Source organism: Bradyrhizobium sp. th-b2 (genome assembly GCF_000426785.1).
GTDB lineage: Bacteria > Pseudomonadota > Alphaproteobacteria > Rhizobiales > Xanthobacteraceae > Bradyrhizobium > Bradyrhizobium septentrionale.
In genome coordinates this window covers 1-26,218 of record NZ_AUGA01000018.1, presented here as the reverse complement: position 1 = coordinate 26,218, position 26,218 = coordinate 1, and the positions used below count along the sequence as shown (strand labels likewise).

The window sequence follows — 26,218 nt, the reverse complement described above, 5'->3', positions numbered from 1 at the left end:
CTCGATCACAACCGTCCCTGGAATACTGGATCACCCGCATTCGCGGGTGATGACAGTCATGCATGTGGCGGCTTCAGGCCCGGCGGCGGACGTGCTAGAGCCGGAACATGAGTTCGCTTCCCTCCACGATCGATGTCGCCATCATCGGCGCCGGCGCGGCCGGCCTCGGCGCCGCGCATGCGCTGAAGGATTCCGGCCTCTCCACCATCGTTCTGGAAGCCCGCGACCGGCTCGGCGGCCGCGCCCATACCATCCAGGCCGCGCCTGACGTGGTGTTCGACGTCGGCTGCGGCTGGCTGCATTCGGCCGACCAGAACAGCTTTGTCGGCATCGCCCGGCAGCTCGACTTCGAGCTCAACAAGGACCTGCCGCCGTGGCGCGAGCGCGCCTATGGCAAGGCGTTCCCGCAGGCCGAGCGCGACGCGTTCATGCTTGCGCTCGACGAATTCTACGACCGCATCGAGCAGGCCGCACAGGGCGGCAAGGACGGCTCCGCCGATCGCTATCTCGAGCCCGGCAATCGCTGGAACCCGATGATCGATGCGATCTCGACCTATGTGAACGGCTGCGAGCTCGACCAGCTCTCGATCCTCGACTTCGACGCCTATCAGGACAGCAACGTCAATTGGCGTGTCAGGCGCGGCTATGGCGCGCTGGTCGCGGCCTATGGCGTCCAGGCGCCGGTCGCGTTGAACTGCGAGGTCCGGCTGATTGATCACACAGGCAAGCGCATCCGTATCGAGACCTCGCGCGGCATCTTGGAAGCAGACAAGGTGATCGTCACCGTGCCGACCAATCTGATTGCCGATGAGACAATCCGCTTTTCGCCTGCGCTGCCCGACAAGTGCGACGCCGCGCGCGCTTTACCGCTCGGCCTCGCCGACAAGGTGACGCTGGCGCTCGCCGAGCCCGAGGCGCTGCCGAAGGAAGGCAATCTGCGCGGCGCCACCATGCGCACCGAGATGGGCACCTATCACATCCGCCCGTTCGGCCAGCCCTGCATCGAGGGCTTCTTCGGCGGACGTTTTGCGCGACAGCTGGAAGATGCCGGCGACGGCGCCATCGCCGCCCACAGCATCGACGAGATCGTCTCCTTCCTCGGCAACGATTTCCGCCGCAAGCTGAAGCCGCTCAGCGAATCGCGCTGGGCGAACGACCCGTTCGCCCGCGGCTCCTACTCGCACGCGCTGCCCGGCCACGCCGACAAACGCGCCGTGCTGGCCGCGCCGGTCGACGGCCGGCTGTTCTTCGCCGGCGAAGCCACCTCGCCGCACTTCTTCTCGACCGCCCATGGCGCGCGGGACTCAGGTGAGCGGGCGGCGAAGGAAGTGCTTAACACCCCAACCAAAGCGCAAGGTTAAAGTCGGAGCCGACTTGCGCAGTAGACCCGCACCGGCCATTCTTAGGCAAATGCTGGTCCGAGAGGAACGATGGCGACGAATGAGGGATATCTCGGTTGGCGCGCAGCCGTGGATCAAGGTCTAGTTGATATCTACTGTATTGCAGTCGAAGACGCTGGCCTCGATGAGGAGTACTTGGAGCGTCACTGGAAATCGAAACAAACGCCAACCGAGTTTGTTCAATGGTTCGGCAACAAGTACGATCTCGATCGGCGACCGCCCACCATTCGAACCACGGACCGCTAGGGCAATGTAAGCCGCGATGGCACAGGAGCCCAAAGAACGACGAAACTGGACCGATGAAGAGCTTGATCTGATCGTCGCCGACTATTTCTTGATGCTCCACGGCGACGCTACCGGGAGATCGTACAGTAAGGCGGAGCATAATCGTCTTCTCCGACGGCACATCGATCGATCCGAGGGTTCGATCGAGTTCAAACATCAAAACATCTCAGCGGTGTTGGTCAAGCTTGGGCTTCCGAGGATCGCCGGGTACATGCCGGCGGCCAACTATCAGATGGCTATTATCCCGGCTATCGATCGGTATCTTTCGGCGCACCCCACCGCGCTGCACCCGGAAAAGACTGTTGAAGGATTGGCTGAGCGGCAGGGACTGTTCGTTGGAACACCGCCGCCTCTTCTGCCCGCTAAGCCGAGCAAAGCAGACATTCAACGATTGATTCGCAAGTTTAATCCAGTTGAGCGAGATTTCCGCAATCGCAAGCTCGGCAGGGACGGAGAAGAGTTGGTATTTCAGTACGAACATCAAAGGCTAAAGCAACTCGACCGACCCGACCTTGCCAAGAAAGTTCGATGGATTTCTGAGGAGCTCGGCGACGGAGCGGGTTACGACATACTTTCCTTTGATGAACGCGGCAACGAACGTCTCCTTGAAGTTAAGACCACCGTCGGCGCGAACGTAACGCCGTTCTACATCACTAGGAATGAGCTTTCCTTGGCAGAGGAACGACCGGATGCTTTTCGCCTCTGCAGAGTCTTTGACTTCTCAGCATCTCCAAGAATGTTCGAGTTGGTCCCACCACTGAAGAACTTCATCCACTTATCGCCTCTCAGCTACGAAGCATCATTCTCCTAGCATTTACTTACTCCAGCACCCTCGCCCGCATGTCCGCGTCGGGCACGAAACACGTCTCGTACTTCCCGAAAATCTTGTAGCGGTTGCGGGCGATGAGGCTGTAGACCGCGTCGCGCAGTGGCTTTGGGACTGCGAGCAGTGCGCGGGTCCAGCCCCAGCCGGGGAGATGGCTCAGCACCGTCAGCGCGGCGTCCGACTTCATCCAGGCGATGCCGCCGTGGACCACGGCGTTGGTGTCGGGGTCGTCGGGGTCGATGCCGAAGGTCTTTGCGAACCGCGTGCCGTAGTCCGACTGGATCGGCGTGAAGCGGAAGCGGCGCGCTGGATCGCGCGCGATGACGAAGCGGACCCAGCGCGAGCAGAAGATGCAGACGCCGTCATAGAGGATCACGTCGTCGTCCGGCCAGGTGCTCATCTTGATTTCCTTCGACGCGTTTTCTTCACGCGAACCGGTTCCCGCTTCGCTCGAAAACGCTATCGGTTATCCAGGGTCAAGAGCGCGACCAGCATCAGCACGATCGCAGGCCCGGTCTTCACCAGCGCGCCGAGCGGCTCGATCCAGAGATCGGGGGTCAGGATCGCCGATCCCACCATGTAACCGAGCGAGGCGATGATGCCTGCAACAAGACCGAACGGCGCGGTGCGGCGGATCGCGATCAGCACGCCGATGCTCATGTCCATCAGGCTGGTCAGCACCGTCACCGGCCCGACCAAGGCGGGCGGGAAATGATGTGCGCGCAAGATGCCCGCCGCGGCGTCATAGGAGATCACCAGCGCGATGAAGCCGGACGCCACCCAGAACAGCACAAGGCTTGCGAAGATCAGCGCCTTGATCAGGAACAGCCGCGCGAACCATTTGTCCTGAATGGTCGCGGGACGGCTGCCGACGGCTTGCGCGATGGTCTTCGGCACGATGCCGGTCGCTGCCATCCAGGCCGTGGGATCGCCGGTGACGCCGCGGCGCAATTCGGCGATCGCATTGGAGCGCAGCGGCGGCATCCAGCCGAGGCGGCTCGTGAGATCACCGAGGCGGGCGCCGAGATCGATCAGGAAGGGCGGCGTCGGAACACGGAAATCTTTCGCCGTGCCGAACGACCAGCGAAACTGGGCGATGACGCCGCCGAGCGAGACCGGCTGCTGCTGCATCAGGTCCCACGTCACCGCGCGCACGTGCTCATCGCCGATGTCGCGCGCAGCGAGCCAGGCGATGGTCGCGGCGATATCCTCGACTGCGACGGGCTGGAACGGCGTCGCCGCCTCATCGGCCGGCAAATCGACCGGCAGCGCCGCCAGCGAGCGCAGCATGGCGCTGCCGCCATAGGCCGAAGGCGCAATGACGAAGCCGGGACGCAGGATCGCGTAGGCGATGCCGGACGCCGCGATCAGCCGTTCGGCCTCGCGCTTGGTGGCGCTGAAGGCGGTGCGATCCTCACTGGCCGCGCCAGGAATGGAAATATGGACCAGACGGATAGCGCGGTGGCTGTCGCTGACAGCCTGCGGCAGCCGCGCCACGAAGTCGCGATGCACCGCGCGCGTGTCGCTGCCCGGACCGTCCTGCAGCACGCCGAGGCAATTGACGACGACATCGGCCTCATGGATGCGAAGCAGCTGCGCCAGCGCCGCAGCGTCCATCGACATGACAGGCAGTTCGAGGTCGGCGGCGCTCATCTTTTGTGCAGGCGTGAAGTGACGCGCGATCCCGATCACGTGAAAGCCGCGCGCCCGCAGATCGTCGGTGACGTACCGCCCGATCAGGCCGGAGGCGCCGAGCACGAGGATGTTGTGTGATGCGCCGTCACTCATGTGATTCCTAAAATGGCTTTGCAATCATCAGCCACAGGATGATCATCACCGATCCGAAGCCGGGAATCCCGAACAGGAACCAGCGGCGAAACAGCGCAAAGTAGCGCGGCGGCAGCGGATGGCCCTTGTCGGCCGCCTCTTGCGCGAGGTCGCGCATCTCCCTCTGCATGAAGATGACGGGAACCCAGAACACGCCGGCCAGCGCGTAGAGCGCAAGCGAGGCCAGCAGCCAGCGCTCGGTAAGGCTCGTTGCCGACAACATCATCAGCAGTCCGCCACTCACCGGCTGCAGCAGCACGGCGCTCAGCGTGAAGATCATGTCCGCGATCACGACGATCGCCGCCGTTCGTGCGATGAACGCCGCATCATGCGTACGATGCGCCGCCAGCATGAAGAAGGCGATCCCGGTCCCGGTGCCGAGGATCACGATGGCGCCGAGCACATGCAGATATTTGATCAGGAAGTAGAGCGTCATCTCGGTCCGCTCGTGATCAGGCCGGTTTCGGCGCGCACAGATACCGCCGCTGCCATAGGCCGGACGGGCGCGAAAATCCACTGTGACGGCGCAGGTGCGGAAGGATCGATGCACCCGCGGCACGCTTGGATTCGCTTGCGGAATCCCGCCAGCGAATCAAATCCGGGTGGGTTTTTTCTGGCCTGCGGCATTGTCATAGAGCGCTGGCTATCCACGCTTTTGCACAGCACCGGATCGGCGATTGGTCGCTTGAGCCCGGCGAGTGTCCTCTTTCGGTACAAGTATTCATGACACTGATGCAAAAAATCCACACGTTAACCGATAATTAACGATGGACCTTGAAGGCGGCCCTCCGACTTGCTTTGATTACGTCCATGAGCACAACGCTAATCGAGGTCCGGCCGGCCAAAGCTGCAGACGCAGCCTCGGTGGCGTCTACCCACGACGAAGCCTGGCGCTCGGCGTATCAGGGAATCATCCCCGGCGCCGAACTCGAAAAGCTGATCAATCGCCGTGGCCCGCAGTGGTGGGACAGCGCCATCCGCAAAGGCAGCCGCGTCAGCGTGCTGGTGTTCGGCGACAGGATCGCGGGCTACGCCAATTACGGCCGCAACCGCGCCCGCAGCCTGCACTTCGAAGGCGAGATCTACGAGCTCTATCTGCGGCCGGAATTCCAGGGCCTCGGCTTCGGCCGGCGCCTGTTTGCCTCCGCCCGCCGCGACCTCCTGCAGAGCGGCCTCAAGAGCATGGTGATCTGGGCGCTCTCCGACAACGAGCCGGCGACCGAGTTTTACCGCGCGCTGGGCGGTCGGATGGTGGCGCGCTCCTCGGAGCGGTTCGGGCCAAAATCGCTCGACAAGGTCGCTTTCGCCTGGACCAACTGAAAATCCTGCTTCTCTCGCAGCTGCAGCAAGGCTAAACCAGCCTGAGCGTTGCACGCGACGGCCAGCCCGGCCTTACGGCCGGGCCTGAGGTTGTTTCGCGGCCCGGCGACGCCAATAAAAATCACACCGTCTTCAACTTCCAAAGGCCACGCGGAGCAATCCATGCGTATCGACGCCATATCGATCGGAAAAAATCCGCCCCACGACGTCAACGTCATCATCGAGGTTGCCGTCGGCGGCGAGCCCATCAAGTACGAAATGGACAAGGAGGCCGGCACGCTGGTGGTGGACCGCTTCCTCTACACGCCGATGCGCTATCCCGGCAATTACGGCTTCATCCCGCACACGCTATCGGGCGACGGCGATCCCTGCGACGTGCTGATCGTCAACACCCGCGCGATCGTGCCGGGTGCCGTGATGAGCGTCCGCGTGGTCGGCGTGCTGCTGATGGAGGACGAGGCCGGCGGTGACGAGAAGATCATCGCGGTGCCGTCATCGAAGCTGACCCAGCGCTACGACAAGGTGCAGAACTACAACGACCTGCCCGACATCACGCTGCAGCAGATCCAGCACTTCTTCGAGCACTACAAGGACCTCGAGAAGGGCAAGTGGGTGAAGGTGCTGCGCTGGGGCGACGCCGACGAAGCCCGCAAGCTGATCCTCGAAGGTATCGAGCGGGCCAACGAAAAGAAGTAACGGCACAACCGTCATTCCGGAGCGCGAGCAAAGCGAGCGAACCTCAGCTGCGCAATTGCGCACCGGGGAATCTCGAGATTCCGGGTTGCTGACGCATCGCCCCGGAACGACGGCATGGGCTCACACCGCCGGCTCCGGCAGGCCGGCAATCGCGCAGGCGGCGCGCAGCGTGTTGACCAGCAGGCACGCCACCGTCATCTGACCCACGCCGCCCGGCACCGGCGTGATCGCGCCGGCGACGCCGAGCGCTTCCTGGAATGCGACGTCGCCGACCAGCTTCGGCTTGCCGCCGGGCACCGGAATCCGGTTGATGCCGACATCGATCACGGTCGCACCGGGCTTCAGCCAGTCGCCCCGCACCATCTCGGGCTTGCCGACCGCCGCATAGACCAGATCGGCTTGCGCGCAGAGCTTTGGCAGGTCGCGCGAGCGCGAATGCGCGATCGTCACCGTCGCGTTCTCGTTCAGCAGCAATTGCACCAAGGGACGGCCGACCAGATTGGAGCGGCCGATCACGATCGCGTTCATGCCCTCGATCGAGGCATGCACGCTCTTGGTCAGGATGATGCAGCCGAGCGGCGTGCAGGGCGAGAGCGCAGCCAGGCCCCCGGCGAGCCGGCCGGCATTGTTCGGATGCAGGCCATCGACGTCCTTGGCCGGATCGATCGCGTTGATGATGGTCTCGGTGTGCAGCGATTTCGGCAGCGGCAGCTGCACTAGGATGCCATGCACCAGCGGATCGCGGTTGAGCCGCGCGATCAGCGCCAGCAGATCGGCCTGCGAAACATCCTCCGGCAGCTTGTGCTCGAACGAGGCCATGCCGGCGGCCTGGGTCTGGGTGTGCTTGCTGCGGACATAGACCTCGCTCGCCGGATCATGGCCGACCAGCACGACGGCGAGCCCCGGCGTGAGCGCGTGGTCGCGCTTGACGCGGGCGACCTCGTCGGCGACGCGGGCGCGGAGCTCGGCGGCGATGGCTTTTCCGTCGATGATGCGGGCAGTCATGTTAGTCCTTCGTCTCTGGTTCGGCGCGGCCGCCGTCAACTTCCGCAATGTTTCGCCAAGCCCTTTCGGGTCGCCGTCGACGGCCACCTGCTTCAGCCGCGAGGTGGCGCCGGACAACAGCTTCACCCGCGCCTTGGGCACGCCGAGCGCCTTGGCCAACAACTCGGTCACCGCGCGGTTGGCCTCGCCGCCTTCGGCAACGGCGCGCACCCTGACCTTCACCACCGAGCGGCCGTTGGCCAGCGTCTCGATCCCGTCGATGTCGTCGCGGCCGCCGCGCGGCGTCACGCGCAGAGCGATGCTGATGCCCTCGGTGGAATAGCGCCATGGATCCATCGGCAAGGGTCCATCGCCAAAAATCAGATCACGTTGGGATAGATGTAATAGGCGATCACCCGCTGGATGAACATGATGATCAGGATCACGATGATCGGCGAGATATCGAGCCCGCCCAGATTCGGCATCACGTTGCGAATCGGCCGCAGCACCGGCTCGGTGATCCGGTACAGGAACTCGGCCACCGCGGAGACGAACTGGTTGCGCGTGTTGACGACGTTGAACGCGACCAGCCAGGACAGGATGGCGGAGGCGATCAGCAGCCAGACATAGAGGTCGAGGATGATGATGACGATGTCGAGAACGGCGCGCATATGATGGGGGCTCGCGGGTGGGACGACCAATTGAGGCGCAACGAGACCGGACTGAGCCGCCATCGCGCTTCTTGTTTGAGCAGGATCTTTTCGGAAAACCGCTGCAAACTTTGCGCTAGCGCGGCCCGCCGGGTCCGGATCATGCTCTAAATATCGGTTCATCCCCCCGCAAACAAGGGAAGTTCCCGGCGGGAAAGGCCGAAAACCGCTGTTTCAGCGTTCTTGACTTGGCCTTGGGCGGGACTGTAAATGGCGCCCGACTGACGGCCGGGATACTCAGCAACACCCGGCCGCAATGGGGCCATAGCTCAGCTGGGAGAGCGCGTCGTTCGCAATGACGAGGTCGGCGGTTCGATCCCGCCTGGCTCCACCACGCTTCGCCCTTCGGGCTAAGCGTGGCGCAGCCGCGCAGGAGCCTGAAGGGCGAAGCGTGGTGTCCGGCGAAGCCCAAAGGGCGAAGACGGACCGGTTCAGCAAGCCCAACCCCTCCCCCTCACGTCCCGGTAAACCGCGGCGGGCGCTTCTCCACAAAGCTCGCGACGCCTTCCCTGAAATCATTGCTCTTGAGCGCGATCTGCATCTCGCGGTTGGCCTCGATGGTGGCTTCAGCGAGCGTCTGGAACGGCACGTCATAGACCTGGCGCTTGATCACCGCGATCGCGCTCGGCGAGACGAAATCGGCGAGGTCGCGGGCATAGGCATAGGTTTCCTCGCGCAGCTTCTCCGGCGAAGAGAGCCGGTTGACGAGGCCGATGCGCAGCGCCTCCTCGGCCGACACGCGCCGCGCCGACATCAACAGATCGAGCGCGTTGGCGTGGCCGACGATGCGCGGCAGCATCCAGCTGATGCCGTGCTCGGCGATCAACCCGCGCCGCGCGAAGGCGGTGGTGAACACAGCGCTGTCGGCGGCGAAGCGCAAATCGCAATAGAGCGCGTGAACCAGGCCGATGCCGGCCGTGGCGCCGTTGAGCATCGCGATCACGGGCTTCTGGATCGCGGGGTAGTAGGCATAGCGCGTCTGCCAGTCGGCGCGCCGGTTCATGTCGAACGCAACGCCCTCGCCGCGCCTGACCTCGTTGGGATCGATCCCCTTCAACGCTTCCATGTCGGCGCCGGCGCAAAAGCCGCGGCCCGCGCCGGTCAGCACGATGACGCGAACATTGTCGTCATTGGCGGCAGCCTCCATCGCGTGGCGCACGTCGCGCTCCATGATCGCCGTCCACGCATTCATGCGGTCGGGGCGGTTCAGCGTGATGGTCGCGATCCTGTCGCTGACCTCATAGAGGATGTGTTCGTAGCTCACGGCGATCTCCCTTTGCTTGTTGTTATGTTCTGATGAGCTCGCGCGACCATGCGGCCGCGCGCTGCAGCCGTGGCAAGACTAGCACATCGGCGCAAATGAAAAGGCGGCGCGAAATTCCGCGCGGCGGCTATTCCGCGGCTTGCAGCATCACCGTCTGCGGTGTGTGCGCGATCCAGCCATCGATGAAATGCTTCAGCCAGGCGCGCTCGGCGGCATCGTGCACGGCGCGCTCAGTGAAGTGCAGATAGCCCGGTTGAGCGCCCGGCGAATCCATCCGCGCGCACCCGCGTGTGGTCCAGCGATGCATCATCGCGTAGGTCACGTCGGGATGGAATTGCAGGCCGAAGGCATGGCCGAACTGGAACGCCTGCACCGGGAAATCATCGCCCGCGGCGAGCAGGTCCGCGCCGACGGGCAATCGAAATCCTTCGCCATGCCAGTGATAGACGCGCGCCGGCCAGTCCGGGCACAACGCGCGGCCCGCCGCCGTCGGGCTGATCGGGTAATAGCCGACCTCGACCCGGCCTTGCGGATGCGGCGCGACGTCGGCGCCGAGCTGCCGCGCCAGCATTTGCGCGCCGAGGCAGATCCCGAGGAACGGGCGCCGCTCGCGCAGCGGAACGGCGATCCAGTCGATCTCGCGCCGCACATAGTCGTCGGGATCGTTGGCGCTCATCGGGCCACCGAAGATCACCGCGCCAGCATGCGCCTCGAGCGTGTCGGGCAGCGCGTCGCCGAAGCGCGGACGGCGGATATCGAGGGGGTAGCCCAGCGCGCGCAGTGCGTTGCCGATCCGGCCGGGAGTCGATGTCTCCCGATGCAGCACGATCAGCACGGGCCGCAGCGGCGCCTGATCCGAAGCCCGATCCGAAATCTGATCTTTCGGCGTGACCGCGGCCGGCCTTCGGCTCGCGAAGGGCACCACGACACGGCTTTGGTCAGACCGGAACGACATTGCCTCTGCTTTAAGATTTGGCCTCTGCTTGAAGATTCGGCAGGTAAGGCGCGATCATAGCTAAATGGTCGTTAACATCGTGTGAGTTTGCGCACACCCCTGCGAAGCAAATCGCGGGCCAGAAACACCCTTAACGGTGGCGGTTAGGAAACGGTTTGGGAAAGCTAACGCTTGCGCAGCTGGAAGCCGCCGACTGCAGTCAGGATGAAGGAGCGCGGAAACAGCCGGAGCAGGAACGGCACCAGCTTGATGAAGGCGCCGGGCAGCACGGCGCGCTTGTTGGCCATCAGGCCGCGATAGGCCTGGCTAGCGACCTCCGCCGGCGCAACGTTGAGGATGGCAGAATCGAATCCGGGGGCAAAGCCGGCGCGGTCCTGGAACTCGGACGGCACCGGACCCGGGCAAACCACGGTGACGCGCACGCCCTTCGGCGCCAGTTCACAGCGCAACGCCTCGGAAAACGACAGCACATAGGCCTTGCTGGCATAGTAAACCGCCATGCCGGGGCCCGGCAGGAATCCGGCGATCGAGCCGAGATTGAGGATGCCGCCGCGATTGCGGATCAGCTGGTCGGCAAAGCGCAGCGTCAGGTCGGTCAGCGCCCGGATGTTGACGTTGATGATATTGAGCTGTTCGGCACGGTCGCGCTCGACGGCAAGGCCGAACAGGCCGAAACCGGCATTATTGACCAGATATTCGACCTCGACGCCTGCCTCGGTCAGGGCCTGTGCGATCCGATCGCCCGCATCGGCCTGCTGCAGATCACAGGGGATCACGATCGGCGCCGTGCCGCCCTTGGCCCCGAGCTCGTCGGCGAGCGCCTTCAGGCGATCGGCGCGCCGCGCCACCAGCGCCACGCGGTGGCCATTTGATGCAAACACGCGCGCCAGTTCGGTGCCTATGCCCGCCGATGCCCCGGTTATCAGCGTCACACGCTCAGCCACGATCAAACTCTTACTGCAAATTCTAGTGAGGTCCCCAACAGGTCGACGAGAGCATAGGCATGCGGTGGGACGCAAGCCGTGTGTAAGCTTGTGGACAGCGGCTAGGCGCTGGTTTGGCGATGAAACGCCAGATTTTCAGTCGGATCGCCCGCAATCGCGGCGGACATTAAAGTTTCGTCATCCGCGACGCCGGAAACGAGCCTCCGCTTGCGCGCCGGCCATCGTGTCAGATTGCCGCGTCCGCGGTGCCCCAGGGGCCTTTTGGCAGCGCCGCCTGCTTCTCGGCGACCCGATGCTTGAGGTCGATGCGGTCGCGCGAGGAAATGCCGAGCAGATCGGCGGCGCGCCAGACCACATTGTCCTCGAACTCGCTGACCTGGCCGTCGGCATAGACCAGCTCCCACATCATCTCGACGATGCGCAGCCGTCCCTCCTCGTTCACCGAGCGCATGATCACGCTGGTAAAGTGATAGAGATCCACGGCTTCGCCCTCGACCCGCATGGCGGAGGCGATCAGCTTGTCGGCGGTGCCGGGATCGAGCTGAAACCGGCTCTCGATCAGGCTGTGCAGCTTGCGCTTTTCGGCCACCGTCGGTTCGCCGTCGAGCGAGACGACGTGCACCAGCAGCGCGGTCGCCGCCAGGCGATAATCGCCATCGCCGAAGCTGCGGTCAGCCTGTGCATCGGGGGAGACGATATCGGCAATGAATTGGCGTAGTCCGTCGAGCATCGCTCTCTCTGTGGAATGAAGCCTTTGAGCATGATCTATCCGGGTCATGCCCTGTTGAAATCTATATGGCGTGGAAACAGAACCGGCGCAATCGGCGCGGGCTCCCGCAGCGGCATTACGTTTCGGCAAGCATTACGTTTCAGCAATATGACTACGGTATCTCGTACACCACGAGCTTGTCGGCAATCCCGCGCAACGCCGCTTCCTTCTGGATCGGCTTGATCGCCTCGCGATCGAGAATGCCCGCGACCTCCGCCGATTCCATCACCGGCTGGGTCAGGTGGATTTCCTGCGACGTCGACAGGCTCTGCACCCGTGCCGCGATATTCACGGTCTGGCCGAAATAATCCTGCCGCTCGTTCAGCGTCACCGCGAGGCACGGCCCCTCATGGATGCCGATCTTGACGATCAGATCTTCCTTGCCGCGCTCGGTGTTGAGCTTCTTCATCGCGGCGCGCATGCGCAGGCCTGCCGACAGAGCGTGCTCGGGCCGGATGAAGGTCGCCATCACGGCGTCGCCGATGGTCTTCACGACCGCGCCGCGCTCGGAGGCGATGATCTCGAGCAGCGCGTGGAAATGCGCGCGCACCAGATCGAATGCGGCAAGATCGCCGACCCTCTCATAGAGCGCGGTCGAGCCCTTCAGATCAGTGAACAGGAAGGTCAGCGCGGTGATCTTCAGCCGCTGGTCGACCGTGAGATTGTCGGCCTTGAACACGTCGCGGAAGGTCTGGTTCGACAGCATCCGCTTCGCGGTCAGGATCGGCTTGCGCTTGCCGAGCAATTTGTGCAGCGGATCGCCCGCGATCCACACCGAGGGCAGCACGCGAACGTCAGTGTGATTCTCCAGCGAGAGCCGCAGCGGCCCCGGCCGCATCGTCGAGGTGCCGGTCGGCGCATGCGACTTGTTGAATGCGATCGAGTACTGCTGGCGCTCCGTGGTGGGTTCGCCCTCGACGGCAAAGAAGTGCGCCGAATGCGTCACCGGCTCGAACACGATGACGAATTCATTGGGCAGATTGAGCGACAGGATCGCCTTGTCGCCGGGCGGCAATTCGAGCCCCTCCAGCGTCACCTCGTTGATCAGGGTCGCCACCGCATTCTCGTCGAACTCGATCCCCGAACTCCAGAATATCTGCCGGAAATATTCCCAGATCGGCAGCGTGTTCGGCTCGTGCGCAGCAATGTGACGGACCCGCGGGCTGACGGTGAAGGCAACCTCGACCAGCTCGTCGACGGACGCCTCGTAACCGGCCGCGCAGAGCGCGCAATTATAGTCGTCATGGCGCAGCGACTTCAGCGTGGTGTGGGCATCGAGCACGCCGCCGCACCCCGGACACAGCACGTTCCAGCTCATGTCGAACAGGCCGAGCCGGGAGGCATGCAGGAAGCCGGAGATCACCTGCTCCTGGTCGAGCCCGGTGCGGCGCGAGAAATCCAGAACGTTGATGCGATTAAGCTCGCGATCATGGCCGTCCGCGATCAGCTGCTGCATGGCATCGACGACGGCCGGATCGGTCGTCTGCCTGAGGACTGCGAAATGGGCCTGCGTATCGCTCATGGTGAGCACCTAGGTGAGCATTGGGGCACGGCCGCGCAAGGTCAGCGCGGCTTGATCGTAAACACCGGGGAACGGTTCGGCTGCGTCGTCACCACGCCGATCGGAAGCACCGGATCGTTGTCCGCCAGCGCGACGCGGAACGCACCGATTAGCTTCGCAAGCGCGAGCGTCGCCTCGACCAGGGCGAAATGCGCGCCGATGCAAACCCGCGCACCGACCCCGAACGGCAGATAGGCGAAGCGATCGGGCGGCGTCTCCGTCATGAAACGCTGCGGCACGAACGCATTCGGCTCGCGCCACAATTTTTCATGCCGGTGCAACAGCCACGGCGCAATCAGGATCACGTCATGCTTCCTGACCGAACGGCCCGCGATGGTGTCGGGACCGCCTGCCGCGCGCGCGATCAAAAACGCCGGCGGATAGAGCCGCATGGTTTCGTCGACCACGGCGCGGGTGAATTTCAGCCGCTCGATGTCGAGCGCGCCCGACGTCGTCGCACTCCTGACTTCTGCTGCCAATTGCTCCTGGGTCTCGGGATCGAGCGCCAGCAGATAGAGCGCCCAGAACAGCGCGGTCGCGGTCGTCTCGTGGCCCGCCAGGATCATGGTGGCGACCTGGTCGCCGAGCTGGGCGTCGGTGAAGGCCTGGCCGGTTTCGGGATCGCGCGCGGCACCCATCAGGTCGAACAGGTCGCGGGCCGGCGCGTTGTTATCCTTGCCGGCGGCGCGGCGCTCGGCCATCAGCATGCCGACAAATGCCGTCCAGCGCTTGCGGAAACGGGCGCGCCGGAAATCCTGCGGGGTCGGCCAGCTCAGGGGCAACACCAGGTCGAGCATATGCGGCCGCGCCAGCGTGTCGCCATACTCCATCACGAAGTCGCGCAGAGCGGCACCATGGCGATCCATGCCGAACGAGAACATGGTGCGGCCGGCGATCTCCAGCGTCATGCGCTGCATCGCTTCGCGCAGGTCGACGGGACCGCCGCTCGCCGCATTCAGCTTGGCAACGGTCTCGTCGACTGCCGCGATCATGTAGGGAATGAGCGTCGTCACCGCGCGCGGCGTGAATGCCGGCGCCAGCGTGCGGCGCTGATGCTTCCACGCCCGGCCCTCGGCGATCAGCAGTCCCTCGCCCAGCATCGGACGTAGCACGCGCAGCCCGGCCGGCGTGCGGGTATAGTTCTCGTAATTGTCGACCAGCACGTGGCGGATCGCATCCGGCGTGTTGAGAATGAAGCTCGAGTGGCGGAGAAAGCGGCCCTGGACGATATCGTCCTCATAGGCGCGCTGACCCCAGGTCTCGATCGGCGAGTTGCGCATCACCCGCATGCGCTGGAGCGCGGTCATATCGGCGGGCGCGCGCGGTGGCGCCGGCGGGACCAGGGGCCGCCGCGTGACCGTGATGTCGTAGACCTCGGCTATGCTCATGGTCCTCGCTTCCTGCCTCACGCAACGGCCGATCCGGCCACGCGATCCCGGCGCCATGAAGGCGCGCGGACCTTCACCAGACCTAATAAGTCAGCTCGGCGACCGCAATGCGATTCTCCGATGCCGGCCAGGTCCGCATCACGATGCGCTCCTGGTTGAAGATCGCAGCCACCGGACGGCCGATATCGGCCGCGGCAAGCCGCAGCGTCGCCACCGAATCCGTCGGCACGCCGGGTTTGACATCGGCCGGCTCCTTGCCGTCGAACAGCACGATATCGCGCGGTAACCCGAAATAGCCGCGCGGCCGCGACATCAGCACGATGGCGCCTGCGCCGGCATCGGCGGCGAGCTGCGGCCGCGCCGCCCGCAGATGCACGATCTCGGAGGAGCGCGGGAACGGCGAGCGATAGATGTGCGTCGTCACCGCATCAGGCGAGGTCAGCACGAATTCGAGCGGCCAGGACGGATCGACCTGCTCCGGACCCCAGCGGCCGTCGGCGCCGGTCTGCGAGCTGTGGAGCGGGCCGCCCCTGCGTTCGCCGGTCTCCGCCGACACGTGATAGATGTCGACCGTGGGACCCTTTACCGGCCGGTTGGTCTGCACGCCGCCGGGCGTGCCCGTGACGAGGCCGCTTAGCCGCACCGCCGTCTCCGGCATGATCTCGATCTGCGACGGCTCGTGCCCTGCGATGAACCGGTAGATCTCGCGAAACGCACGCAGATGAAACCCGGTCTCGCGATGGTCCACCGCGCCGAGCACCAGGTTGGTCGCGCCTTTCAGCGCCGGGCCTTCCGCCGTGACATTGGTCGGCGTGCCTGGCTTGCCGACGAAGCGGCCGTCGGCTTGGGCATATTTGTCGAGGCCGTCGCTGCGCAAGGTCAGGAATGCGGTGCCAACAGTCACTTCGCTTTCGCCGTCGTTCAGCCCGCGCAGGAACGGACCGCGTCCATTGAACTCGTTGCCGAGATCGTCATCCCACGCATACAGACCGTGATTGGGCGTGCCGCACAGCACCGCATGGCTGATGTCGCCGCCACCACCGTTCTTGATGTAGTTGCGGATCGCATTGCCGCCGCGGGAATTGCCGACCAGCGCGATGCGCGCGGCGCCGCTTGTCTGTTTCAGTTCCTTCACCGCCTCGGCGAGTTCGCGGCGCTGGTCCTCGGTCGAGGAGCGGTTGGCCTGCTCGACCTTGTCGTCGGTGCGCGCCAGCGGGTCGGTGAAATTGAGCGCAACCAGGCGCTCGCGCGGCACGCCGTTCGTCTCCATCCGCCAGAGCGTCGTCATCCAGAGCGCCGCGTGATCGCCATTGCCGTGCACGAACAGGATCGGCGGGATGTCGCCGGCGGGCGCCGGCTGCGCCAGAGCCGGGGCGGCAAGCCGGCCCGCCAGCAGGGACAGCGCGCCGGCTCCTTGCAGAATTCTCCGCCGCGACAGCGCCATTGATTCCCCTTCCCCAAGCCTTTCAGTACTTTAGCTGTGCCCTACGCCCGCCAAGGATACCGTAATTGCTGGACAGGACACGCGTTTCGCGGGCATCAGTTGATGCTGCCGAAATCATTCAACAAGCTATAGCAGGCCAAGCGGAACCGGATATGACCGAAGCGCGGAAGCGTCCCGACAGTATCACTGCACCGTTGCGGCATTCAATCTTCAGGCGAATCTGGCTGGCCAGCCTGCTCTCCAATCTCGGCATCCTGATCCAGGGCGTCGGCGCCGCCTGGGCGATGACGCAGATGAGTTCGGAGGCCGACAAGGTCGCGCTGGTGCAGACCGCGCTGATGCTGCCGGTGATGCTGATCTCGATGCCGGCCGGCGCCATCGCCGACATGCATGACCGCCGCATCGTCGCGCTGGTGTCGCTGGCGATCGCGCTGACCGGCGCAACCACGCTGACGGTGCTGGCCTGGCTCAATCTGGTGACGCCGAACATCCTGCTCGCGCTGTGCTTCGTGGTCGGCAGCGGCATGGCGCTGTTCGGCCCGGCCTGGCAATCCTCGGTCAGCGAGCAGGTGCCGTCGGAGACGCTGCCCGCCGCTGTTGCGCTGAACGGCATCAGCTACAACATCGCGCGCAGCTTTGGTCCCGCGATCGGCGGCATCGTGGTGGCCTCCGCAGGTGCGGTCGCGGCCTTCGCCGCCAATGCCGTGCTGTATCTGCCGCTACTCGTCGTGCTGTTCATGTGGAATCGCGTCAGCGAGCCGTCGCGGCTGCCGCGCGAACGGCTGAACCGGGCGATCGTCTCCGGCGTGCGTTACATCACCAATTCGCCGTCGATCAGGATCGTGCTGACCCGCACCATGGTGACCGGCATCATCGGCGGCTCGGTCTCGGCGCTGATGCCGCTGGTCGCGCGCGACCTGCTGCATGGCGGCGCGCAGACCTACGGCATCATGCTCGGCGCCTTCGGGATGGGCGCCGTGATCGGCGCGCTCAACATCAGCGAGATCCGCAGCCGGCTCAGCGGCGAAGCCGCGATTCGCGCCTGTGCGCTGTCGATGGGTGCTGCGATCGCCGCGGTCGCGATCAGCAAGGAGCCCGTGATCACGGCCGCCGCGCTGGTGGTTGCCGGTGCGGCGTGGATGCTCGCGGTCGCGCTGTTCAATATCGGCGTGCAGCTCTCGGCGCCGCGCTGGGTCGCCGGCCGTTCGCTGGCGGCCTTTCAGGCCGCGATCGCCGGCGGCATCGCGATCGGAAGCTGGGGCTGGGGACGGATCACGGATTTGGGCGGCGTCGAGATGGCGCTTTTGATCTCCGCCGGCCTGATGCTGCTGTCGCCGCTGCTCGGCCTCTGGCTGCGAATGCCACCGATTGGCGCGCGTAACGAGGATGCGACGGAAGCGCTGGCCGATCCCGAGGTGCGGCTGCAACTCTCCGGACGCAGCGGGCCGCTGGTGGTCGAGATCGAATACCGGGTGGCGCAGGAGAACGCCCGCGCCTTCCACAATGTGATGCAGGATGTGCAACTCAGCCGCCAGCGCAATGGCGCCTATGGCTGGTCGATCGCGCGCGACATCGCCGATCCCGAATTGTGGACCGAGCGCTATCATTGCCCGACCTGGCTCGATTTCCTGCGCCAGCGCAACCGCGCCACCCAGATCGAGCGCGAACTGCACCAGAAGGCGGCCGACTTCCACATCGGCGCCGAGCCGGTCCGCGTGCGCCGGATGCTGGAGCGTCCGTTCGGATCGGTGCGCTGGAAGGACGAGACCCCGGACCGCGCCGCCAAGGAGGTGATCCCGGTGGTCGCGACCGCGGCGGGAAGTAGCACGTAACGTTGATGCTGTCGTTCCGGGATGCGCGGAGCGCAGACCTCAGGTGCGCAACTGCGCACCGGGGAACCTCGTCATTCCGGGTTCATGCTCCGCATGCCCCGGAATGACGATAGTGCAGGCTACTGCCCGTTATCGGCGAGCGTCTGCTGGCAGGCCTTGCTCAGGCGGCTGCGATGCTCCTTCAGGCAGGCCAGCACGACCTGATCGCCCTCGCTGAGATGGGCGCGGCAGAACCGCGAGGCATCGCGTGAGCAGGCGTCACGCCCCTGCTGCTGTGCCGAGGCTGCCGACGTCAACAGAACCAGCGGAACGACGGCGAACAGAAATCGGGTCATCTCTCAAAGCCTCTACAAAAGCGTTTTCGAGCGAAGCCTGTCCCGCACTTGATGCGGGATGGGTACCGGTTCGCGTAAAGAAAACGCGTCAATACAAGAATCTGGAGCCCCGTTCCGATTCGATCGGAACGGACAAAGGCTCCAGCGAATGCGACGCTGGTCTATAGCGTTTCAGTGCCGCGGAGAAGCTTGAAACGGCGTAGCGCGCCGGTTCCGCTGGAGGCGGCAGCCCGGAGACGGCCTGCGTCTCGTCGCCGCAGGCCTGCCCGCTGCGATGCGGCGCCAATCACCCGGCGGCCGCCCTGCGCTCCTGCATGGTCAAGAATCGCTCCCAGCTGAGCGGCGGCTGGGTAAAGCGCGCTTTTTCTTGCCGTTCCGGTGCCGTGTTGGGATCGCGTTAAGACCTTGTTGGCATTAATCGCTCGTTACGGCTGTGGCGTATCCCGAGTTCCGAGAGAGTGTTAGCGATGCGTAGTGCGTTGGGCCTGATGCTGGCCAGTGTTGTAGCGGCGATCGTGATCGCCGGTGTGTGGTTCTGGACCTCCTCCCCGCGTGCCGACGCGGCTCCTCCGCAAACCACGGCCGCAGCCAAGGCCGAGCCGCTTCCGGCGGCGCCGAAACAGGCCGCCAGGGACGATGTCGAGACGACCGCGGCACTGTCGAAGCGCGCCGATGCCACCCAGGCGGCAGCCCCGGCCGCGGCCCCCGCACCGGCGCCGATGCCGGCTCCCGTCGCGGCCGCGCCCAAATGCGCCAATCCCGATGCGCTCGGCATCAGCCGCACCGTCGTGGTCGATACCAATGGCGGCCCGGGCTTCGGCTTCCTGCAGTACAAGCAGTACGACTTCCTGACCGACAAGGAGGTCGTGCTGACCTTCGACGACGGTCCGTGGCCGACCACGCCCGCCGTGCTCAAGGCGCTGGCGGATGAATGCACCAAGGCGGTGTTCTTCCCGATCGGCCTGCACACCACCTATCACCCGGATATCCTCCGCCAGGTCGCCGCCGCCGGCCACACCATAGGCGCCCACACCTGGTCGCATGCGCATCTGGCGAGCAAGAAGCTCACCGAGCAGCAGGCCAAGGACGAGATCGAGAAGGGATTTAGCGCGGTGAAGCTGGCGCTGGGCGCCAACCCCGCCCCGTTCTTCCGTTTCCCGGCGCTGGCGCATACGCCGGCGACGACAGCCTATCTCGGCACCCGCAACATCGCGATGTTCTCCGTCGACGTCGACTCCAACGACTTCAAGTCCAAGAGCTCCGACGAGGTCATCAACAACGTGATGACCAAGCTCGACAAGGAGCACAAGGGCATCATCCTGATGCACGATCTGCAGAAGCACACCGCGCAGGCGCTGCCGACGCTGCTGCGCAAGCTGAAGGCAGGCGGCTACAAGGTGGTCTGGATGAAGGCCAAGACCCAACTCGAGACGCTGCCCGAATACGACGCGATGATGGTGAAGAACGAGAAGGTGCCGACCGCGGCGAGCCGCCCGGTGGGCAACGTCGTGCAGACGGTGAACGAATAACGCAGCGAACACGCTCAACGCAAAGCGCCCCTGGATCCGATCCAGAGGCGCTTTCGCTTTCTGATCGCAGCCACCTTCTGCTGGTCCGCCACGGCCGGACGACGTTGAGCGCTTATGCGCCTTCGAGAGTGGCACCATCACGCCCGGTGGCTGCGGCTCCCACCAAAATATCGAAAACAACCCCATGCAAAGTAGCTGGCGGGTGCCGGCGCTCGACAAGGCAACTTGACCCGTCGGGCAAATCAGGGGCATTCTTCCAATATTCCGAAATCGCGCGCCGCAGCAACGCCACCACCTCGGCGACGTCATGGACAGGGTAATATCTGCCGTCCCCGCCTTGCAGCAGTGTTGATCTGGATCAACGGCGGCTTTCCAATGGATCGCTCAATAGGATTGCAGGCTCCGTTCGTTGTCCAAATCGCATTTGCTTGCCTGAATATTCCCAGCCCAGCGCGGCTATCATGAAGACCTTCGATATCACCTATCGCTATAGCAGCGACGATGGCTCGATCAGGCCGACCCCGCCCGACAGTAAAGCGGCTTTGCTCCGTCTGGAGCAGGGCAACAAAAGCTTCGCCACACTCCTTGACCACGATGAGGAAGCGGGCGGGGTACAGCAGATCATCCCGGTCGATCTGCGTGACCTGGGGGTGCTGGCTGACAGCGCTGTACCGAAGCAAAGACCGTTCGCAGCCGTGCTCGGCTGCTCCGACGCCCGTGTCCCCGTTGAACTCATTTTCAATGAAGGGCCCAATGATCTCTTCGTGGTCCGCGTCGCGGGCAACGGCCTCGGAATAGAGGTGCTTGGAAGCCTCAAATACGCCGTCGAGAACCTTGGCGGCAGCCTCAAACTCATCGTCGTCCTCGGCCACAGCGGATGCGGCGCGCTCACGACAGCCGTCGATGTATTCCTGAATCCGCGTGAATACTTGCCGCTCGCGACCAAGCGTTCGCTCCGCAGCATTCTCGACGGTGCGCTGGTCGTGGTCCAGGCTTCCGAGAGAAAGCTGGTCGCCGCGTTCGGGCCAACTGTCGTGCACCACCCTGGATATCGAAAAGCCCTGATTGAGACGTCTGTCGTCACCAACGCCGCGCTGGCGGCTTACTCGATCCAGGAAGAACTGAGGACCAACGCCTACACCGGGATCGAAGCGGTTTACGGCGTCTATCTTCTGGAGAGTCGCGCGATATGGGCTCCCCGTTCCGGTGATGCCGACGGGATGGGGCTGGCGGCGGCACCTCGGGATCTTGCAGCGTTCGTGGATCTCGGCGACGCCATTGTGCAATCGCGGCGCATTGAAGCGCTTGTCAACGCGAAAGAATGATCGGAGGCGTCTTCCGTTCCCGGTCCGAACCAGATCAAGCCCTTGCCGGGAGACTAGCCGCGTCGGGCCCAGGATTTTGTGAGATGCATCACGCCGGCAGGACAGTCGCTGCCAACGGGTTGGCATGGTCCAGTCGGATTGTTGGAACTTGGTCCTATCGGTGGGTCCGTATCGCTGTACGGTCATGCGCCTTGAGACATGGTCTCGGCGCAACGCCGTTTGCCCGTGCACGCCAGCGTTTAGAGCACTAGAGCCTTTTCCGTTCCGATGGAATCGGAACGGGGCTCTAGATTCTTGTTTTGACGCGTTTTCTTTACGCGAACCGGTAGCCACTTCGCTCGAAAACGCTCTAGCTGTGCGCCGCGCATCCGATGATGACCCGGGAATAGATTCGTCGGTTTGGCCCTCTCCTTCGCACGATGCCTGAACTCTGGAGAACTCGGTGAGTGCATTTGAACAAGGTCGCGTACGGCCCGGCGAAGATGGCTTGGCGAATACGGCCGCCGAAAAGCTCCGTTCGATGATCCCGGCGGCCGCCGCGATCGCCTATCCGTTCCTGCTCGATGGATTTCATCTCGCGGTCTCCCCCGCTGACGGTCCGATGTCGTTTGGGCGACTGGTTCTGGCGGCGCTTTGCCTGCTGGCTGCGACGGCAGCACCCTTGCTCGGTCTTGCCTGCGCCTGGTGGATGACGACGGCAGCGCCTTCGTCCTTCGAGCTGCGCGCCCGGCGGCTCGCCTATATCTGCATCGCCGCACCGCCCTTGTTCTTGCTGGCCGGCGTCGGCCTTGGACTGCTGCATATCCATGTCAGCGACGAGTTGGTATGGGTCGCGGGCTGGTTGGCGGCTTGTCTCTATGTCCTGCTCGGCAGCGAGCATGAACGCCCGGCGAAGCCAGCCGCGATTGCGCCGTCCATCGCCAGATGGCGCGTCACGCATGGCGTCGCCGCAGCGGTCATTCTGCTCTACATCGCATTTCACCTCACTAATCATTTGCTTGGCCTGCTCGGACCAGAGGTCCATGCCGCCGTGATGAAGATGGGACGCGTGGTCTATCGATCGTCCGTGGTCGAGCCCATCCTCGTCGCCTTGATGCTGTTCCAGGTCGCCGTCGGCGTGCGGCTCGCCTGGCGCTGGAGCGCGCTGCCGGCGGATCCCTACCGCGTGTTTCAGATCGCCTCCGGCGTCTACCTCGCGGCGTTCATCATCACCCATCTGAACTCCGCCTTCGTCTCGGCGCGGGCCGTGCACCACATCGACACCAATTGGGCCTGGGCATCCGGCGCACCGACCGGCCTGATCCACGACGCCTGGAGCATCCGCCTGGTGCCGCACTACGCGCTCGGCGTCTTCTTCGTCCTGGCGCACCTCGCATCAGGATTGCGCGGCATCCTGATCGCACATGGCGCCGCCACCACGGTCGCCAACCGGATCTGGGCGGCCGGGCTCGCAGCCGGCGGACTGGTCGCGATTGCGATCATGAGCGGACTATGTGGGGTGCGGATCTAGGCTTCGGAGGCTCGGGATCGAGGCCGGACTGCGCGCCGATCACGGCGCGCTTCTGGTCGTCAGCCATGACGAAACCTTCCCTGAGGCGATCGCAATCACCCACAGGTTCGACGTCAGTGCCTATGCCCGGTAGCGAGAGCGGCCGCGGCTCCCACTAAAATATCGAAAACAACCCCATGCAAAGTAACCGGCCGCCGCCGCGACGGGTTGCCATACACGGTGGACGCCACAAAGCCTAAGGCCAAACATGCGCCCAAGGAAAATAACCGCCGCACCAAGATCGGCCCACATGCTGCCGCGGCCCTTCGGCTTCTGATCTTTACGGGCGCCCGGCTCCGGGAAATTTTGCACCTCAAATGGGATCAAATCGATTTCGACCGGGGGTTGCTCTTGTTGCCGACAAGCAAGACCGGCAAGAAAACCATCGTCCTGAACGCACCAGCCTTGGCTATTCTAAATGGACTGCCCATGGCTTTGTTATTGCCGGCACGTCTGCTGATAGCCCTCGCTCCGATCTCAAGAAGCCATGGAAGGCTGTTGCGGCGCGTGCGGGCCTGATGGGTGTTCGCATCCACGATTTGCGCCACACACATGCCTCAATAGGCGCCGGAGCGGGACTTGGCCTGCCTATCATTGGCAAGCTGCTAGGTCATACGCAAAGCGCCACGACGCAACGCTATGCACATCTCGACAATGACCCGTTGAAAAAAGCATCCGAGCACATCGGAAGCCGGTTGGCCGCAGCGCTGGGGGAAGTGAAAGCCCCCCGTGCGAACGTCACCAATATTTCGAAGGCAAAACTATCAAAGAACCGGCGCAGCTAGGGCAGCTCCCGAAAAGCTAGTCCGCACCAGCCTGCCGCGTCGCCCTCACGCGGAAGCTCCAAGCGGAGGGGCAATTGGCCAAGAAAACCGAAGGCAGAAAACAGCGCCCTTGTACACAGACGGACCGAATTAGCCGGTGCGTCGTCCTCTCATTTGAAGAAGAAGCTCTATGAGACGCGCGGGGTAGCCGCCCCGAGGCTGCCCGGGCCCCGCTGGGACCCGGACAGCGGCGCGTGGCGGCAAACTGAGCTGCGACCGCCGGCGTGCAAGGGTACGCCTGCTACGAAGTCCGCGGATCCACCGGCAGCAAGATAGGGATCGGGCATATCCGCAGCTCTACCCGCGGGCAAAAATGCCTTGCCGATGCGCACGGGCAGGGCAGATGGTTGCAGATGCATTCCGCAGATGCAGACCGCACCGCCACCAGCGAAACCAAAATCATCAACCCAAGGGCCAAAACTTTCATGGATATCCTCCATTCATGAGATGAGAGGGCACGCAATTTTGTCGCGTGCCCTCTGGAAGGTTCACTTGCAGGTGCGGGTGTAGCTGCAGGAGAAGACGGGCTGCGGGTTAGGGGGAGGCGTCGTGGTGACGGTGCAGCTCCAAGTGTTGGTGCACTTGTTCTCTGCTGCAGCAGGGGTGAAACTCGCGGCCAGCAGCAACGAAGCCGCTACCACCGCTTGGATTGTCTTGGTTGTGTTGGTGGTTTCAAAATGGGTCGTCATAGTGCAGTCTCCACTCGTGATGCGCAGGTTTTGCCGTGCGCGGTTGCAGATGAGTTACTCGAGTGGCGCAATCTCAGGCCAGATACGGCCGACCGTCCAATCATCCGTGTTCAAGCTGGGGTCAACGCGGCTGACGCAGGCTGATTGATGTTTGAGGGAGCTTGAGGAATCAATGACCGATCCAACAGAAACAGATCAATCCGCCGGTCAGAAAAAAATCGATCCCAAACAGCTCAGCGTGAGGGGGGAGAAGCCCGAGAAATATACCATCCCCCTCGTCATGGCTCTTTTGGAGCTCGGGGACACAGAGCAGCTTCGTGAACTGGTGGGGGTTAAAGACCCCGGCCAATGGGCAAACATCAAGAACGACACTACTGAACTAAACCGAGCCACCCATCTGCCGAAGAGGTGCATTAAGGCAATAATCGAACGCTGTGAGAAGCTCGTCCCTCCAGTCAGATTCTCGGAAACTGATTTCCTTTCTCTTCCTAAGGAAAAGCTCATCGAGCGTGTTCCTAGGGATCACCCGCTTTTCGCTGATGCTTGCAGGGCAATGGGACTGCCCACTCCTGCAAAGGTCGACACGTTCACGTTCAACAATCTTTTGGTGGGGAAGTGGGTCCGCCTTCCAATTGCGCGTCCGCTGCCGGGAGAGCCCGGCGCGTCGAAGTCGACGAGCATCACGCTCGTAGTGGAGAATTTTGAGATCCGGCCTGACGAGCGGCGTCCAGAAAATCTGGTTATCGAGCAAATCGATTTCGAGTTCGGAAATGTAACACCCGCTGGGACAGTTGCTGTTGTGTCGCGGGGTGACACTGTCGAGATAAGAATCGATTACAAGGATTCCAGCTACCCTCAAGGAACCTTCCTTGGTCATTTTCCAACCGGCCCTGTCACCCACATCTTAGCGGTCGCATTGGATGTCCATTACAATTCACGCAGTGTGATCACTAAGCCCGTGCTCTTTGTGCGGTTGGATGAATTGTTTGACGAGAAAAAACGGTATCGGCCGAAGGATGCCGTCTACAAGAAGGTACAGTCGGTATTTAAGAAGTTTATCGCGTTCGAGCCGAGCCGGATGGAGATGACAGTATCCAGGGCGCCTGCAGAAGCTGCGGCAGCTGATGTAATAGCCGAGTTGAAAAAGCTTCAGCAAAGCGCGTCGACGACGGCGACCGCAAAAAAATAGAGCGGCACGTTGTCGTGCCGCTCTGCAGAAATCCTCACTTGGCCTTGCTATTCGATGGGCTCGTCGAACCCGAATTGGATCTGAGCAACGCGGCCGAGGATCGGGCCGATGATACGCATGGGCATTTCCTTTCTGCTGCTAGTTTCGGATGTCAGCAGCATAGGCGCTGGCCCCGGCCGGTCCAGCGCGTCTTGGTCAATGGAATTGAGTAGAGTTGTATCCGTCCGAGGGCGGCCGTCTTGCGAGTTTTTCCGATCTGTAGCTGACTGTCCTTATGGACGGACATAAGGACAGTGCGGTGCTGAGCCGCATGGATTTGGTGGAGACCGGTCGGCGGCGACGCTGGACGCGTGCGGAGAAGCTCAGAATCGTAGAGGAGAGCTTCTCGGGGCCACGACTGGTGTCGGCGACGGCTCGCCGGTATGGGATATCACGTCAGCTTCTGCTGAGCTGGCGCAAGGCTTGGACCTGTCATGATCCGGCCGAAGAGGATTCGATCGGCCCGACATTCGTCCCTGCGATAGTTGCGGCAAGTACGCCGCCAACGACGGAAGCTGTCGAGACAGGTCAGAT

The 26,218-nt window shown here is 63.5% G+C and carries 27 protein-coding genes, 1 tRNA gene and 1 pseudogene; 14 read left to right on the top strand and 15 right to left on the bottom strand.

Annotation, left to right across the window (positions count from 1 at the left end):
• The first annotated feature begins 107 nt into the window (after positions 1-107).
• The 3 genes from K359_RS0121800 to K359_RS0121790 all read left to right on the top strand — a co-directional run bounded on the left by K359_RS0121800 (position 108) and on the right by K359_RS0121790 (position 2,496).
• The gene (locus tag K359_RS0121800) at positions 108-1,361 is read left to right on the top strand and encodes an NAD(P)/FAD-dependent oxidoreductase (RefSeq protein ID WP_029081222.1); all 1,254 of its coding nucleotides are present in this window, start codon (positions 108-110) and stop codon (positions 1,359-1,361) included.
• A gap of 69 nt (positions 1,362-1,430) precedes the next feature.
• Positions 1,431-1,646: a hypothetical protein gene (locus K359_RS0121795; protein ID WP_029081221.1), complete on the top strand. Its 216-nt coding sequence runs from the start codon at positions 1,431-1,433 to the stop codon at positions 1,644-1,646.
• A gap of 16 nt (positions 1,647-1,662) precedes the next feature.
• On the top strand, positions 1,663-2,496 hold the full coding sequence (locus K359_RS0121790) for a DUF3883 domain-containing protein (RefSeq protein WP_029081220.1): 834 nt from the start codon (positions 1,663-1,665) through the stop codon (positions 2,494-2,496).
• A gap of 7 nt (positions 2,497-2,503) precedes the next feature.
• On the opposite strand, the gene K359_RS0121785 is transcribed toward K359_RS0121790, so the two are convergent.
• The 3 genes from K359_RS0121785 to K359_RS0121775 are packed head-to-tail and all read right to left on the bottom strand — an operon-like array spanning position 2,504 to position 4,774.
• The gene (locus K359_RS0121785) at positions 2,504-2,911 is read right to left on the bottom strand and encodes a thiol-disulfide oxidoreductase DCC family protein (RefSeq protein WP_029081219.1); all 408 of its coding nucleotides are present in this window, start codon (positions 2,909-2,911) and stop codon (positions 2,504-2,506) included.
• A gap of 59 nt (positions 2,912-2,970) precedes the next feature.
• A complete protein-coding gene (locus K359_RS0121780; protein WP_029081218.1) occupies positions 2,971-4,299 on the bottom strand; it encodes an SDR family oxidoreductase in 1,329 nt (442 codons plus the stop codon).
• Positions 4,300-4,306: 7 nt separating this feature from the next.
• Positions 4,307-4,774: a DUF2269 domain-containing protein gene (locus K359_RS0121775; RefSeq protein WP_029081217.1), complete on the bottom strand. Its 468-nt coding sequence runs from the start codon at positions 4,772-4,774 to the stop codon at positions 4,307-4,309.
• A 374-nt stretch (positions 4,775-5,148) separates the two neighbouring features.
• On the opposite strand from K359_RS0121775, the gene K359_RS0121770 reads away from it, so the two are divergent.
• Positions 5,149-5,658 carry a GNAT family N-acetyltransferase gene (locus tag K359_RS0121770; RefSeq protein WP_029081216.1) on the top strand — a complete coding sequence of 170 codons (510 nt, stop codon included), beginning with the start codon at positions 5,149-5,151 and terminating at the stop codon, positions 5,656-5,658.
• A 162-nt stretch (positions 5,659-5,820) separates the two neighbouring features.
• Complete coding sequence (ppa, locus tag K359_RS0121765; RefSeq protein WP_029081215.1) at positions 5,821-6,354, top strand: inorganic diphosphatase; 534 nt, start codon at positions 5,821-5,823, stop codon at positions 6,352-6,354.
• Positions 6,355-6,474: 120 nt separating this feature from the next.
• On the opposite strand, the gene folD is transcribed toward ppa, so the two are convergent.
• The 3 genes and pseudogenes from folD to K359_RS0121755 form a co-directional block, all read right to left on the bottom strand.
• Positions 6,475-7,359: a bifunctional methylenetetrahydrofolate dehydrogenase/methenyltetrahydrofolate cyclohydrolase FolD gene (folD, locus tag K359_RS0121760; RefSeq protein WP_029081214.1), complete on the bottom strand. Its 885-nt coding sequence runs from the start codon at positions 7,357-7,359 to the stop codon at positions 6,475-6,477.
• Positions 7,360-7,398: 39 nt separating this feature from the next.
• Positions 7,399-7,695, bottom strand: a pseudogene (locus K359_RS64505) (DUF167 domain-containing protein); the annotation flags it as partial.
• A gap of 23 nt (positions 7,696-7,718) precedes the next feature.
• A complete protein-coding gene (locus K359_RS0121755) occupies positions 7,719-8,009 on the bottom strand; it encodes a YggT family protein (protein ID WP_016847252.1) in 291 nt (96 codons plus the stop codon).
• Positions 8,010-8,306: 297 nt separating this feature from the next.
• Between K359_RS0121755 and K359_RS0121750 the strand changes: the two genes are divergently transcribed.
• Positions 8,307-8,382, top strand: a tRNA-Ala gene (locus tag K359_RS0121750).
• 120 nt (positions 8,383-8,502) lie between these two features.
• On the opposite strand, the gene K359_RS0121745 is transcribed toward K359_RS0121750, so the two are convergent.
• From K359_RS0121745 to K359_RS0121715, 7 genes are all read right to left on the bottom strand, one after another.
• Positions 8,503-9,312, bottom strand: a complete 810-nt coding sequence (locus K359_RS0121745; protein ID WP_029081213.1) for an enoyl-CoA hydratase — start codon at positions 9,310-9,312, stop codon at positions 8,503-8,505.
• 127 nt (positions 9,313-9,439) lie between these two features.
• Positions 9,440-10,267 carry a glutamine amidotransferase gene (locus K359_RS0121740; RefSeq protein ID WP_029081212.1) on the bottom strand — a complete coding sequence of 276 codons (828 nt, stop codon included), beginning with the start codon at positions 10,265-10,267 and terminating at the stop codon, positions 9,440-9,442.
• 164 nt (positions 10,268-10,431) lie between these two features.
• The gene (locus tag K359_RS0121735; RefSeq protein WP_029081211.1) at positions 10,432-11,211 is read right to left on the bottom strand and encodes an SDR family oxidoreductase; all 780 of its coding nucleotides are present in this window, start codon (positions 11,209-11,211) and stop codon (positions 10,432-10,434) included.
• A 226-nt stretch (positions 11,212-11,437) separates the two neighbouring features.
• Positions 11,438-11,941, bottom strand: coding sequence for a TerB family tellurite resistance protein (locus K359_RS0121730; protein WP_029081210.1), 504 nt, complete (start codon positions 11,939-11,941; stop codon positions 11,438-11,440).
• A gap of 151 nt (positions 11,942-12,092) precedes the next feature.
• Entirely contained in the window at positions 12,093-13,502 is a 1,410-nt protein-coding gene (locus K359_RS0121725; protein WP_029081209.1) for an adenylate/guanylate cyclase domain-containing protein, read from the bottom strand.
• A 41-nt stretch (positions 13,503-13,543) separates the two neighbouring features.
• Positions 13,544-14,929: a cytochrome P450 gene (locus K359_RS0121720; protein WP_029081208.1), complete on the bottom strand. Its 1,386-nt coding sequence runs from the start codon at positions 14,927-14,929 to the stop codon at positions 13,544-13,546.
• Positions 14,930-15,011: 82 nt separating this feature from the next.
• Complete coding sequence (locus K359_RS0121715) at positions 15,012-16,373, bottom strand: hydrolase (RefSeq protein ID WP_029081207.1); 1,362 nt, start codon at positions 16,371-16,373, stop codon at positions 15,012-15,014.
• 152 nt (positions 16,374-16,525) lie between these two features.
• Here K359_RS0121715 and K359_RS0121710 point away from each other — a divergent pair, with 152 nt between their 5' ends.
• The gene (locus K359_RS0121710; protein ID WP_029081206.1) at positions 16,526-18,205 is read left to right on the top strand and encodes an MFS transporter; all 1,680 of its coding nucleotides are present in this window, start codon (positions 16,526-16,528) and stop codon (positions 18,203-18,205) included.
• Between the two features lie 119 nt (positions 18,206-18,324).
• Here the strand turns inward: K359_RS0121710 and K359_RS0121705 are convergent, their stop codons facing one another.
• On the bottom strand, positions 18,325-18,540 hold the full coding sequence (locus K359_RS0121705) for a cysteine rich repeat-containing protein (protein ID WP_029081205.1): 216 nt from the start codon (positions 18,538-18,540) through the stop codon (positions 18,325-18,327).
• Positions 18,541-19,007: 467 nt separating this feature from the next.
• On the opposite strand from K359_RS0121705, the gene K359_RS0121700 reads away from it, so the two are divergent.
• The 5 genes from K359_RS0121700 (at position 19,008) to K359_RS66210 (ending at position 23,728) form a co-directional block, all read left to right on the top strand.
• Positions 19,008-20,069 carry a polysaccharide deacetylase family protein gene (locus tag K359_RS0121700; RefSeq protein WP_029081204.1) on the top strand — a complete coding sequence of 354 codons (1,062 nt, stop codon included), beginning with the start codon at positions 19,008-19,010 and terminating at the stop codon, positions 20,067-20,069.
• A 461-nt stretch (positions 20,070-20,530) separates the two neighbouring features.
• Positions 20,531-21,394, top strand: a complete 864-nt coding sequence (locus tag K359_RS57355) for a carbonic anhydrase (protein WP_051346277.1) — start codon at positions 20,531-20,533, stop codon at positions 21,392-21,394.
• Between the two features lie 487 nt (positions 21,395-21,881).
• Positions 21,882-22,904, top strand: coding sequence for a hypothetical protein (locus K359_RS0121690; RefSeq protein WP_029081203.1), 1,023 nt, complete (start codon positions 21,882-21,884; stop codon positions 22,902-22,904).
• 219 nt (positions 22,905-23,123) lie between these two features.
• The gene (locus K359_RS66215) at positions 23,124-23,462 is read left to right on the top strand and encodes a tyrosine-type recombinase/integrase (protein WP_334261908.1); all 339 of its coding nucleotides are present in this window, start codon (positions 23,124-23,126) and stop codon (positions 23,460-23,462) included.
• Positions 23,462-23,728: a tyrosine-type recombinase/integrase gene (locus K359_RS66210; RefSeq protein ID WP_334261907.1), complete on the top strand. Its 267-nt coding sequence runs from the start codon at positions 23,462-23,464 to the stop codon at positions 23,726-23,728. Before K359_RS66215 ends, K359_RS66210 begins: the two co-directional genes overlap by 1 nt.
• Before the next feature lie 527 nt (positions 23,729-24,255).
• On the opposite strand, the gene K359_RS61415 is transcribed toward K359_RS66210, so the two are convergent.
• The gene (locus K359_RS61415) at positions 24,256-24,456 is read right to left on the bottom strand and encodes a hypothetical protein (RefSeq protein WP_156928611.1); all 201 of its coding nucleotides are present in this window, start codon (positions 24,454-24,456) and stop codon (positions 24,256-24,258) included.
• A gap of 172 nt (positions 24,457-24,628) precedes the next feature.
• Between K359_RS61415 and K359_RS0121675 the strand changes: the two genes are divergently transcribed.
• Together K359_RS0121675 and K359_RS57345 are read left to right on the top strand one after the other, a co-directional pair.
• Positions 24,629-25,645, top strand: a complete 1,017-nt coding sequence (locus K359_RS0121675) for a hypothetical protein (RefSeq protein ID WP_029081201.1) — start codon at positions 24,629-24,631, stop codon at positions 25,643-25,645.
• A 274-nt stretch (positions 25,646-25,919) separates the two neighbouring features.
• A partial coding sequence (locus tag K359_RS57345; RefSeq protein WP_029081200.1) for a transposase occupies positions 25,920-26,218 on the top strand: 299 nt, incomplete at its 3' end.